The organism is Saprospiraceae bacterium, from assembly GCA_016717265.1.
GTDB lineage: Bacteria > Bacteroidota > Bacteroidia > Chitinophagales > Saprospiraceae > Vicinibacter.
Genome location: JADKFX010000001.1, coordinates 1,520,966 through 1,534,123 on the forward strand (window position 1 = coordinate 1,520,966; position 13,158 = coordinate 1,534,123).

Genomic DNA, 13,158 nt, shown 5'->3' on the forward strand with positions numbered 1-13,158 from the left:
AAACCAGATATGCCAAAGGTTAAAGTCCCACGAAAAAGTACGGCGATAGATATGACTGCCATGTGTGATGTGGCTTTTTTATTGCTTACCTTTTTCATATTGACAACAAAATTCAGGGCACCTGAAGTAGTGGAAATTGATATTCCTTCTTCAACAGCTCAAATTCCAATTCCAGACAAAGACATCTTGATGATACAAATTGCTCCAGATGGCAAAGTATTTATGGGTTTAGATGACCAAAACACACGTTTAGGTCTGCTTGAAAGATTGGAAGAAGCCTATCAAATAAAATTTACCCCGGGCCAAAGAGATGCATTCCGACTTACTGAATTATGGGGTATGGATATCCGGCAACTGCCGCAATGGTTAGATTTGAATGCAAATGATAGGGCTCATTCCAAGCAGCCAGGTATAAAGATTGATACTACTGGGGGTGAACATCAATTGCAAGATTTAATATTATTTTCAAGAAGAGCAAATAATAATTTGCGAATAGCTATCAAAGCTGATAAAACGACCGAGTATAAAGCTTTTGATAAAGTAATCGAAGCACTTCAAATTCAGAAAGTTAATCGCTTTAATTTGATTACTTCAGCAAAAGGAAATAAAGAATAATTAATTATCATTTTTAAAGCATAAAATTCAATTGAATTATGGCTGAAATGAATGTACCCGAAAGTGGTGCGAAAAAAGGTAAAAAGAAATCCCGGGCTAAGAAAATGTCTACGCGGGTAGATTTAACTGCAATGGTGGATCTCGGTTTTTTGTTGATCACATTTTTTATGTTAGCAACAACGTTTAACAAACCGAAAACAATGGAGGTAAACAAACCGGCAAAACCAGATAAATTGGAAGAAGAACCACCTATTAAAATGTCTAAAACAGTAAACTTTTTATTAGGTAATAATAATAAAGTTTATTGGTATGTTTCTCCAGATGAAATTACAGCAGACACAAATATTGAAATGGATAGCGTGGATTACAGCGCAAATGGTGTTCGCAAAGTGATCCAAAGACGGATAAAGGAAGTTCATGAAATGTGGACAGATACAACCAACTTATTTGTTATGATTAAGCCATTGCCAAATTCAAAATACAAAAACGTGGTTGATATATTAGATGAAATGACGATTAATAATGTAAGAACCTATGCTATTTTACCTCCTAACGATCCCGTAGATAGTGTAGTTTGTTTAAGAATTGGTCAATTAAGGAAATAATTTGAGAAAAATTTTGTTATACCATTAAGCGTATTAAATCTAAATAAAAAATGGAACAAAAAGATTATATGAAGCTATCCATGGATGAAATCGTCTTTGAAGGGCGAAATAAAACCTATGGTGCTTATATACTTCGCAAGATCTATAGTGATCATATGACCCGTTCGGCCATATTAGGCATCCTGCTGTTTATAATTAGTATCAGTATGCCCATGATCATTAAATTGGTGCAAGGGTGGATTCCTGAAAAGACAGAGAAAGATATAATGAAAGAAGTAATCCTAGCGGATGCACCACCGCTGGATCCTAAAAAACCACCACCACCACCACCACCTAAAATTGAACCACCACCGATTAAAGATCAAATTAAATTTGTCCCTCCTAAAGTTAAAAAGGATGAAGAGGTCAAAGAAGAAGAACCACCTCCACCTACAATCGAGGAGCTGAAGGATAAAGAAATAGCCACTGAAACAAAGGAAGGCGACAAAGATGGAATTGATGCTTCTTTAATAGAGCCTCCTCCTCCAGTAGTTGAGGAAAAGAAAGAAGAAGAGGTCTTTAAATTTGTTGAACAAATGCCTTCATTTCCCGATGGAGACGCAGCGATGTTAAAATACATTCGGGAGCATGTTAAATATCCAGCCATTGCAAAAGAAAATGGAATTGAAGGTACCGTAGTAATCCAATTTGTTGTGACAAGAGATGGCGATATCCAAAAAGTTCAAGTAGCCCGCGGTATTGGCGGAGGTTGTGATGAAGAAGCTGCAAGAGTGGTTAAATCCATGCCCAACTGGAAACCAGGAAAGCACAATGGAAAGGCAGTTCCCGTAAGCTTTACCTTGCCGATCCGATTTAAGTTGGAAGGCTAGTGGCTATTCGGAAAATATTTTATATCTTATTGGGAATTACATATATAGTCTTAGGCGTATTGGTTTGGGTGAAATCTTTCTTTGCATATCCTTGGGGTCAAATTTTTTCAATCACTTGTATAAGCTATGGAACCTTTAGAATTTATCGGGGACTCAAAATTCAGGAATATTAAATATGATCGCTACGCCAAATATTAGTGCGCACATTGCCAAAATCAGGCAATCGCCTCGATGTAATATTTGTTTATTTTTTGGGACCATTCTACCACACTGGATAGAAGCTTGAACATAAATATAAACAGCTCCAAAACCCTTAAGAGTAAAAGGTTCTTCCCTATAATCTTCATTCCTGATAGATTATCTTTACCGTATGGAACAATTAAATTTAGTTTCTCTCATTCTTGGATTTGTTTTAGGTATCATCCTGCTTTTGTTGAATCGAATGAACACTTCTAAGAATACAGAACAGCTTCGAAATCAGTTAAATGATGCTTTGAATCAACAAAAAATTATAGATGAAAAGTGGAAAAAAGAAGCCGCTGATTATCGAAATTTAGAAGTGAAACATGACTCAAAACTCCAGGAATTTCAAAGTTTAATTGCAGAAAATTCAGCCTTGATAAATTCAATTCAAAATGCAAAAGAACTAGTCAATAAAAGTGTTCTTGAATGCACTGATTTAAAAAATTTCAATCAAATACAACAACAGGAAAATTCGGAAATTAAACAACGATTCGCAGAATTGAATTCACAAAATCGTTTTCTTTTGGAAAAATTAAATACACAAAAATCAGAGTTTGAAGAAATTAGGAAACAAGCTCAAGTAGAGTTTCAAAATATTGCCAATAAAATTTTAGAAGAAAAGTCTCAAAAATTTACAGCCTCAAACAAAGAAAGCATTGATACGATATTAAAACCACTCGGCGAAAATCTCGATCAGTTCCGGAAAAAAGTTGAAGAAACCTATGACAAAGAATCCAAGCAGCGATTTTCATTAGAAGAGAAAGTCAAGGAATTAGTCGAAATGAATCAACGATTAAGTCAGGAAGCAAATAATCTTACTTCCGCACTTAAAGGACAATCAAAAAAACAAGGCAATTGGGGGGAGATTATTTTGGAGAGTATACTGGAAAAGTCAGGCCTTCAAAAAAATCGAGAATATAAAGTACAGGTAAGTGTTCAAAATGAAGAAGGTAGAAGATTGCAACCAGATGTGATTGTTTATTTGCCAGATGCTCGGACCATTGTAATTGATTCTAAAGTTTCATTAGTGGCCTATGATCGATTTTCATCTGCAGATTCAAGAGAGGATCAGGATCTTGCATTAAAAGAACATATCACCTCAATGTATAATCACATTGATCAATTAGGAGATAAAAAATATGATACCATCGTGGGTACACTCGATTTTACGATGATGTTTATTCCAATAGAACCAGCATATATAATAGCTATCCAGGAAGATCAAGAACTTTGGGCATATGCTTATGCAAAACGAATCCTGCTAATTAGTCCGACGAATTTAATTGCATCTTTAAAACTAATCGCCGATCTTTGGAAACGGGAACAACAAAGTAAAAATGCTATGGAAATTGCAAAACAAGGCGAAAAACTTTATGAAAAGATTATCGGATTTCTGGAATCAATGGAAGATGTCGGAAAACATATAAACAGATCACAAGACTCCTATCATAAAGCCGTAAGTCAATTGCGGGATGGTCGGGGAAGCCTGATAAAACGCGCTGAGAATATGAAAAAATTAGGCTTAAATTCTCAAAAAGAAATCCCGAGCACTATGATTCCATTTGAAGATGCAGATTCAGAATTGGATTTTGGAGAAGCTACGAGTATCGAAGAATAAATTAATTTATTATTAAATATAATATATAAATTACTGTTTATGTAATTAATATATATTAAATATAAATTTAATAAATAAATCAATTGCTCAAACGTTAATTAATTATTAAGTACTATAGGTTCTATTTATATTTGATGTTTAATATATTTTTATTAACAAACAAAACCTTAATACATGAAGAGATTTTTACTAATACTTTTTATTGGAGGGTCGTTTAGCGGTTTATTTGCTCAAAATACATTTTCCGATAATTTTGATAGCTATACTGCGGGCGCTTTCTTAGGAGTAAGTTCTACTAAATGGTCCACTTGGAGTGGAATTAAAGGAGGAGCTGATGATACCAAAGTGAGTAACGAACAAGCTCATAGTGGTGCCAATTCAATAAAATTTATTTCCAATGTTTCAGGTGGTGGCCCTGCAGATGTGATTTTGCCTTTTGGTGGAAGAAAAACAAATGGAGTTTTTACCATGGAGATGTGGATGTATGTTGTAACTGGTACAGGAGCTTATTTTAATTGGCAAGGAAATGCTGTAGTTGGTCAAATCTGGTCTATGGATGCATTCTTTGACCCGAATGGTGATGTTCGGTTTACCTTAGGTACAGCTGGGGCTGGAACGATTGCAAAAGGAACCCATCTAAAAGATACCTGGTTCAAAATAAAAGTGGTTGCAAATATGACCGATAATAATTGGGAAGCTTTTATAGATGATAAATCCCTTGGAAGCTGGTCAAATCCAAACAATGCAGTTGCATCTATGGATATTTATCCAACGAGTTCTAACAATCTTTCTACGTACTATGTAGATGATGTGACTTATACTTATGAACCCTTTGTTTCATTAAATTTAGATGCTACCTTATCAAGCGCAACCGTGAGACCTAAAAATCTTACAGGTGAAACTGCGCCGGCTAGTATTAAAATTAAAAATGTAGGTCGTACAAAAATTACATCAGCAGAAGTTGTATGGTCTGTGAATGGTGGATCCCCTACCACGGAGAATTATACTTTAAATCTTGATAGTTTAAAAGAATCTGCTGCATTACCATTAACTGGATTAATAACTTATGGAGTTGGAATTGGTAAATTGGATATTGCGATAACCAAAGTGAATTCTAATACAGATGATAAACAAAGTAACAACAGCCGTTCTGTGGCAATTGAAGGTGTTACACCTGCTCCAAATAAAAAGCATGTCGTGGAAGAGGCTACCGGTACCTGGTGCCAGTGGTGCCCAAGAGGTGCGGTTTATATGGATTCTTTGACAAAGTTATTTCCAAATCATTTTATTGGTATTGCAGTACATAATAGAGACCCTATGGTGTTTGCAGCATATGATTCGGGCTTAGCTACATTTCCTGGTTTCGCAGGATATCCAAGTGTTATCAATAATCGAAAATTATTAGGGGATCCTAGTGGAATGGAACCCGTATTTTATGATCACATTGTAGAATTAACACCGGTAATTCTTGATCTTGGAGCAAAATATGATGCAACTACTAAGGAATTAACCGTTGAAGTTAAAGCAGATTTTGTTGAAGCTGTAACTGGAGATCATCGATTCAATCTAGTTATTGTAGAAGATGGTGTTAAAGGAACTACTTCAGCATACAATCAATCAAATGCTTATGCAGGTGGAACAAATGGCGTTATGGGCGGATATGAAATTCTTCCCAATCCTGTTCCGGCAGCTCGTATGACCTATAATCATGTGGGTCGTGCAATTGTAGATGGATGGTCTGGGGAGCAAGGTTTTTTACCAGATGACATTCCAGCAAATACCTCGTATATTAAATCTTATACATACCTAATTCCAACTGGATACAATCCTGCAAAAATGAGATTGGTTGGACTTATGATGGACCCTAATGGTGAAATCCTAAATGCAAATGAAGCAACTTTTGATGATGCTGTTGCCGCTGGTTTATTTACAGCAACAAATGATCCTAATGCGAATGTTAGCGCAGTTAAAATAATTCCAAATCCTGCTTCAGATTATATGGAAATAAGTTTGAATCTATTAAATCAAACAGATCTTGCTGTTGAAATTTTAGATTTGATGGGACGTACAATAATTAAAAAGGAATATGGTCTTCAAAATGGTGAAATTGTATTGCCAATCCAAACTTCTTTATTGGATAATGGTAATTATATTTTGCGTCTTTATGAAGGAAATAAAATGAAAACACAAAAATTAGTGGTAGCTCATTAAAATTATATAGTTTCTATCAAAAAGCCATTTCAGTAATTTGAAATGGCTTTTTTTATGAATGCTAGTGACTAACCACAAGACCTAAAATTGTACTCAGCTTACGCCAAACTTTAAAACAACTGCATCAACAAACTAGCCATTCCAAAGGATCCATCTATTTTGCTAAAAATAGAAGTGGATTTTGTGGATTTTTTCCATTCCAGGTTTCAAAATGTAATTCAAAAAGTCCCTGATCATTTTTAAAAGCTTTTCCAAGGTTCATCCCAGTTTCAACTTTTTCACCATTGCGTAAAAGCACACTTTGTAGATTTGAATATACTACGTATAAATTTTTGTTTTTTGTTATTAATAAATAGAGTTGATTCGGCATTTTTCGAATTTGTACCACTTCAGCATTCATGGCGGCAGTTACAAATGGATTACTGGATTGTAAGTCGATTCCATTATTTCGTATAATCAGATTCTTATTTCCAGATTCAATATTTTTTCCAAATCGTGAAATAATTGCAGATTCTTCCATTGGAAATTTCATAATATTTTTAGTATTCGTAAGTACTGCCCGGTCTGTTTTTTTGTTCAGGCCTTCGATACTTTCTTTAATCCAGGAACTTAATTGTTCTTTTTTCTTTTTATAGCTTAAAAGTTCGGCACTTAAACTTAATTCTTTGGTCTGTAATCCTTGAATTAAAGTTTTCGCACTTGTAAGATCCGAAATAATTTTTACTTCTTCTTCTTTTACAGTTTTTAACAAAGAATCCTGTTTGAAAGATTCAAGATTTAAATTATTTAACGAATGGAGATACTTACTTTTCCAGGTTTTCATCGAACTTAAAATTTGGATTCTCTGATTTTCAATTCTTTCAATTAAATACCATCGCTTTACATTTTCATCCAGGTTATCAGGACTCATCATGGTAAGTAAAGGATTATAGGTAAGTCGGTGTATCAATTTATATTTCAAGAGCAAACTGTATTCTTTTTGTAATTTGATTAATTGTGTACTGTTTTCTTCATTTTGAATTTGAAATGATTTTATTTTATTATTGGTAACCTGAAGTTCACTATTTAGTTTTTCTTTTAATTCTCTACGATATATTATTTGACTTTGTAAAAGTTCTAACTTTTTAAATAATTGCCTTTTCTCTTCTTTAGAGGAATTCAATAAATCGTTTGTTTGATTAATTGCTTTTTGGATTTCATTTATTTGATTCATATTCTGATTTCGGGCAATTGAATTTTGTGCCGTAATCTGGACGTTGATTATAATAATGATGTTTAGGGTATAAAATAAGAAGATTTTTTTTAACTTCATTTAGAGCGTTTTAAATAATGGTCGGGAATATTAAATTTAATGGTTTTAGGAATTTCAAATTTTATGTCTGTCCAATGAATATGAATATCTAGTAGCGCTTCCTGAGGATTCAATTTTTCATGTATTGAAATTTTCATTTTAGTGGGTATAGCGTTCCATAAAATTTGACTTCTTTCTTCGCTTTGAATGTTCATTGCATACGCTTGAGTATTTAGGCTAAATGAAAGGGGTTTAAGGGTCCGTCCATGAATTTTACATTCACAAGCTTGGGTTTCAGTGAAACCCTTTATGATATAATTATTTTCTTTTATGGACGATTGATAGAGGATATCTTCTGAAAAAAAACAAACGTTTGTTAATATGTCATGGATTGCATAAAATGGAAAGGGAACTTGATAATATGCTATTAAATTGTTATATATGCCAGTTATATATTCCTGATTCAGGCGGTCTATAATTTGGATACTATCTTTAGTAATTAAAATCCGGGAAACTTCAATCCCAAGTTTTTTTAAAATAAGTAAACAAAAACTATCCTTCATAGAATATAATGAAATCTTAGCGTCTAAATTTTCATTTTTATTTTCATATTCTATTTCCCCTTTCATTGAAAGCAGTTGGATATTTTGAGCTGCCATAATATGGGTCAACAAACTATCCAGTGGAAGTTCGGGTAGTGTAGGTAAAAGGGTATCTTTATTTGCATTCGCAGATGGCCTGGAAGAACGACAACCTGTTGAATATATAAATAGACTTATTAAAAGTGCGAGGTGAATGGGTTTATTTATAAGCTTCATGGAATCATTTAGTTTGAATTCCAGCATTTTGATCACTTAATTCTTGAGCTTTTAATTTATACTCTAATTCTTTTTCTTGCACTCCTAATTCCTTGTAAATTTTGGATGCAAGTAAAAAATAATCAACATGTTTAGACGACATTAAATGAATGCCTTGTTCTATATAATTTTTTGCTTTTTGATATTCTTTTTTGAAAACATAAATTTCAGCAATTTTATATGATTTTAGTGAACTTGAAACATTCGGATCTTTTAAAATGCTTTCAATTTGAATTTCATCAATAGGTTTAAGATTTCGTGCTAAATAGGACTGGTAATTTAGGGCAACTAATTTAGTTGGATCTTCTTTCAAGGCGGCATCCCATACCTTTTCAGCTTCTTGATATTTAGCTAAACGTTCAAGTACCAGGGCTTTTAGGATGCTTACATCTCTTTTTCTACTGGGATTATGTTCAACCATTAACTCCAATGTTTTAAGGGAGGATTCTATTCCATCAAATTCTGATAAATGAAATTTGGAAAGCAGGTAAACATATAATGGAAAACTCTGACTAGGATAAAAATCCATACATAAATTGGAAAACCGGGAAGCTGTATTCCAATGATCCATGTGTATTAAACAAAATAGTAAATTATCCCATACGGAATAAGGTACATTTCCAGTCTTAATAGAAATTTGATAAAATTCTTTAGCTTTAAATAAATCCTCTAGTTGAAAATAGAGATCACCGTACAAGGCACTGGTTTTGGGATCCTGGGGTGCTTCAAGATAAAGCTTATGTGCATATGGTAGTAAAGCTTCTATAGCTGTTTTATTACCAGATTTAGCAAATCCATCCAATTGATAAAAAAGGACTTTTATTTTTTCATCAAGATTGTATTGTGAAGATTCGAAAATGGAATTTAAGTCTAATTGATTTTTTCCAGTTTGTTTGGTTTCAGTTTCCTGTGCTTCAGAGAAAAATGAATTGGATGGATCCATTTTCTTGAGTTGTGTAATATATTTATCAGTCAATGCCTGATTTTTTTCTTCTCTGGCTAATGCTATAAGTTCTACTAAAATTTCGTGATGATTCGGAAACAAAGCAAGACATGCATCTAGTAATTCTATGGCTTTTAGTGTTTTATTGAGATTGGTTAAAATGCGTGCTTTTTTAAATGCTAAGGGTGGTAATAAACCAAATTTGTTTTGGGCCAAATTTAAAATTTCCAAAGCCTTTTCTGGATTTTCGGATTTTAAATAATTTAAAGCGGCGTTGTCGAAATGACTATATGTGGTAGGTTCTAATGCACTTAATTGATGATAAACGCTGGCAACTATGGTATACCTACCTAGATCTTCTGCAATATTTGCTTTGAGCACCAGATACCATTTATTTTCAGGTTCCGTTAAAACACTTTCTTCGATGGCTGCTAATGCATCATCTTGCCGGTGCAAAGACCGGTATATTCTCGAAAGATAATAGTTGCAAATAGCTTTTGAATCTGGTTCTAATTTTAGTTTTTCCAAAATTTGAATTGATTTTTCAATATTACCAATCGACTCTTCGCGAATTGCGTCCAATAGTAAAGACTGATTTACAATCAATTTCTCTTTGTCTTGAGCAAAGCCAAAGTCCAAGAACGAAAAACTGATGAATAAATAAATGGCGAATTTTAGCATAGTATATTTTAATTAGCAAAGCATCAAATTATTCAACTTCTGTAACTTTGAGCATATTAGTTCTTAGTTTTTTATGAATTGGCATACTGCCTGTGTTAACAACTAAATCACCAACTTGTAATTTTTTCTCCGCTTTTAATAATTCAATGAGATCATCAATGGTTTCATCTGTGGAGCTCATTTTATCATAATAGTAACAACGAACTCCCCATACAAGGTTTAAAGTTCCTAACATATGGATGGCACTTGAAAAAATAAAAATCGGACAATTTGGTCTGTAAGAGGAGGTTTTAAAAGCGGTATATCCAGAAACAGTCAAGCCAATAATCGCTTTTGCTTTAATGTCTTCTGCAGTTTTTGCTGCATTAAAGCAGACCACGTCGGATATAAACGTAGAGGATTTATCTGAAGGTCGGGGTCTTTTGGTTATAATTGCATAATGTTTTTCAGCTTCAAAAATTATCTTATTCATGGCCTTGACCACTTTCACAGGATGCATACCGACAGAGGTTTCTGCACTTAACATAACAGCATCTGTCCCATCAAGGACGGCATTTGCAACATCTGTTACTTCTGCTCTGGTTGGACTTGGATTTTGAATCATGCTATCCATTAATTGTGTTGCTACAATAACGGGTCTTGCTCGCTGAATACATTTCGCAATAATCATTTTTTGAACAGTTGGCAATTTCTCAATTGGAAACTCCACACCTAAATCGCCCCGTGCAATCATAATGCCATTACTTATTTTAATAATTGCATCCAGGTTTTTTATCGCTTCCGGCTTTTCTATTTTTGCAATGACTTTCGCAGAATGCTTTGCATTTTCAATTAAGTTGATCAATTCTTCAATATCACGGGCTTTTCTAACAAAAGATAATGCAATCCAATTTACAGGATGTTGTAGAATAAATTCAAGATCTCTCATATCTTTTGGGGTCAGAGAGGGGAGTGAAATTTCAGTATCTGGTAAATTGACCCCTTTATTGGAAGAAAGGATACCTCCAAATAGGCATTTTAGTTTCACCGTATCCTTTTTATTGCTTTCAATCACTTCAAAAACCAGTTTTCCATCATCTATTAAAATGGATTCACCAGGCTTAACATCTTCAGCAAAATTCTCATAGCTCATATAGATCTTATCTTTCGTTCCTATACAAGACTCATTAACAAAAGTTAAAATATCCCCAGGAAAGACCTCTAACTGGTTATTTTCTATAAGGCCAATTCGTAATTTGGGCCCTTGAAGGTCACATAATATACCCAAATGGGCATCATGTTTTTCATTTATTTGAAGGATGGAATGTATGACTGCTGCATGATCATCATAAGTTCCATGGGAGAAATTGATCCGGAAAATGGCAACTCCTTCTTGGGCAAGAGCCAATAAATTTTGATAACTACTGCAAGCCGGGCCTACGGTTGCTATAATTTTTGTGTTGTGGTGGATCATAATTTATTAAATTTATGGAACTTTAAGCTTACTTAAATTTGTTTAACAACGCAAAAGAAAGATAAAGTCTTTAAAAAAAGCTAAAATAATTTTGGTATTCCTTATATGAATCCTTTATTTTGCGCCTTGGTTTAAAAAAATCATAAAAAAATATTAAACATGTCAACAATTGCTGAGAGAGTAAAAAAAATTATCGTAGACAAACTTGCAGTCGATGAGGCTGAGGTCACAACAGAAGCTAGTTTTGTTAACGATTTAGGTGCAGATTCCCTTGATACTGTGGAACTTATCATGGAATTTGAAAAAGAGTTTGATACTTCAATACCAGATGATCAAGCAGAAAAAATCCAAACAGTAGGTCAGGCGATTTCATATTTGGAGGCAAACTGCAAATAATCGATTAAATAAGTTTACTAATTTTATCTCGCCTTTCGCCGGTTTGGTGTTAGGCAAAATTTAACGCAATAGCGTATGAGGCGAGTCGTAGTTACAGGAATTGGTGCCCTAACCCCTATAGGTGTTGGGCATCCTGCATATTTGGAAGGTTTAAAGGCAGGCATCAGTGGTGCTTGTCCTATAACTTATTTTGATGCGAGTCTATTTAGAACGCGTTTCGTTTGTCAATTAAAGGATTTTGTTGCAGAACATTATCTCGATAAGAAAGAAGCTAGAAAAATTGACCCTTTTGCACAATATGCTTTGGTAGTAGCCGAAGAGGCAATGAAAGATTCTGGAATTGAAACAGATAAAACAGATCTTTCCCGTTTTGGGGTAATTTGGGGCTCAGGAATTGGTGGTTTCAATACGTTGGAAAATGATATTTCTGAAGCAGCTTTGCATGTAGGAGCACCTAGATATAGTCCGTTTCTCATACCGAAATTAATTACAGATATAGCTCCTGGCCATATTTCTATTAAATATGGATTAATGGGTATAAATTATAGCACGGTTTCAGCCTGTGCTTCTTCTGCTCATGCAATCAGTAATGCATTTGATTACATTCGTCTAAACAAAGCTGACGTAATGGTTACTGGCGGTTCGGAAGCTGCAATAACAAGAGCTGGAATGGGTGGTTTCTCATCTATGAAAGCCTTATCTGAGCGCAATGATGATTTTCTCACCGCTTCCAGACCCTATGACAAAGATCGGGATGGTTTTGTTCTAGGAGAAGGTGCTGGAGCTTTGATATTAGAAGAATACGAAGCTGCAAAACGAAGAGGAGCAAAAATTTATGCCGAAATGGTTGGTTCTGGAGCTACAGCAGATGCTTATCATATTACCGCACCACATCCTGAGGGATTAGGAGCTAGTAATGCAATGGCCTTAGCTTTAAAAGAAGCAGGATTAAGACCCTCTGATATTGATTATATTAATACTCACGGCACTTCCACTCCGTTAGGTGATATCGCAGAAGCAAAAGCTATTTTAAAGGTATTTGGAGAAGATGCTTACCAACTCAATATAAGTTCAACAAAATCTATGACGGGTCATTTATTAGGCGCAGCTGGCGTTATAGAAGTGATTGCAGGTATTTTTGCAATGAACCATAGTTTTATACCACCTACGATTAATCACTTTACAGATGATCCAGAATTGGACCCTAAACTCAATTTTACATTTAATGAAGCGCAGCCTCGAACGGTAAATGCCTTTTTAAGTAATACCTTTGGTTTCGGAGGCCATAACAGTTCAGTGATATTTAAAAGATGTTAGGATTTATATTTAAGTACTATAAGAAAACAAATCATAAGTTTTTTTCAAAAGACAAGTAC

Annotated in this window: 11 protein-coding genes; 7 read left to right on the forward strand and 4 right to left on the reverse strand. The window is 34.2% G+C overall.

Annotation, left to right across the window (positions count from 1 at the left end; all coding sequences use genetic code 11):
- The first annotated feature begins 9 nt into the window (after window positions 1–9).
- From IPO86_05965 to IPO86_05985, 5 genes are all read left to right on the forward strand, one after another.
- On the forward strand, window positions 10–615 hold the full coding sequence (locus IPO86_05965) for a biopolymer transporter ExbD (GenBank protein ID MBK9727648.1): 606 nt from the start codon (window positions 10–12) through the stop codon (window positions 613–615).
- A 38-nt stretch (window positions 616–653) separates the two neighbouring features.
- Entirely contained in the window at window positions 654–1,220 is a 567-nt protein-coding gene (locus IPO86_05970) for a biopolymer transporter ExbD (protein MBK9727649.1), read from the forward strand.
- A 50-nt stretch (window positions 1,221–1,270) separates the two neighbouring features.
- The gene (locus IPO86_05975; protein MBK9727650.1) at window positions 1,271–2,089 is read left to right on the forward strand and encodes an energy transducer TonB; all 819 of its coding nucleotides are present in this window, start codon (window positions 1,271–1,273) and stop codon (window positions 2,087–2,089) included.
- A 370-nt stretch (window positions 2,090–2,459) separates the two neighbouring features.
- Window positions 2,460–3,950: a DNA recombination protein RmuC gene (rmuC, locus tag IPO86_05980; protein MBK9727651.1), complete on the forward strand. Its 1,491-nt coding sequence runs from the start codon at window positions 2,460–2,462 to the stop codon at window positions 3,948–3,950.
- Between the two features lie 174 nt (window positions 3,951–4,124).
- A complete protein-coding gene (locus IPO86_05985; GenBank protein MBK9727652.1) occupies window positions 4,125–6,161 on the forward strand; it encodes an Omp28-related outer membrane protein in 2,037 nt (678 codons plus the stop codon).
- 154 nt (window positions 6,162–6,315) lie between these two features.
- On the opposite strand, the gene IPO86_05990 is transcribed toward IPO86_05985, so the two are convergent.
- From IPO86_05990 to pyk, 4 genes are read right to left on the reverse strand one after another with little or no spacing between them, the layout of a single operon-like run.
- Complete coding sequence (locus tag IPO86_05990) at window positions 6,316–7,473, reverse strand: peptidoglycan DD-metalloendopeptidase family protein (GenBank protein MBK9727653.1); 1,158 nt, start codon at window positions 7,471–7,473, stop codon at window positions 6,316–6,318.
- Window positions 7,470–8,270 (reverse strand): DUF4292 domain-containing protein, encoded by an 801-nt coding sequence (locus tag IPO86_05995; protein MBK9727654.1) that lies wholly within the window; start codon window positions 8,268–8,270, stop codon window positions 7,470–7,472. The genes IPO86_05990 and IPO86_05995 overlap by 4 nt, the downstream gene beginning before the upstream one ends.
- 4 nt (window positions 8,271–8,274) lie before the next feature.
- A complete protein-coding gene (locus tag IPO86_06000) occupies window positions 8,275–9,933 on the reverse strand; it encodes a hypothetical protein (protein MBK9727655.1) in 1,659 nt (552 codons plus the stop codon).
- 28 nt (window positions 9,934–9,961) lie between these two features.
- Window positions 9,962–11,386 (reverse strand): pyruvate kinase, encoded by a 1,425-nt coding sequence (gene pyk, locus IPO86_06005; protein ID MBK9727656.1) that lies wholly within the window; start codon window positions 11,384–11,386, stop codon window positions 9,962–9,964.
- Window positions 11,387–11,545: 159 nt separating this feature from the next.
- Between pyk and IPO86_06010 the strand changes: the two genes are divergently transcribed.
- A complete protein-coding gene (locus tag IPO86_06010; GenBank protein ID MBK9727657.1) occupies window positions 11,546–11,782 on the forward strand; it encodes an acyl carrier protein in 237 nt (78 codons plus the stop codon).
- Window positions 11,783–11,857: 75 nt separating this feature from the next.
- Window positions 11,858–13,099, forward strand: a complete 1,242-nt coding sequence (gene fabF / locus IPO86_06015; GenBank protein MBK9727658.1) for a beta-ketoacyl-ACP synthase II — start codon at window positions 11,858–11,860, stop codon at window positions 13,097–13,099.
- The last annotated feature ends 59 nt before the right edge of the window (window positions 13,100–13,158 follow it).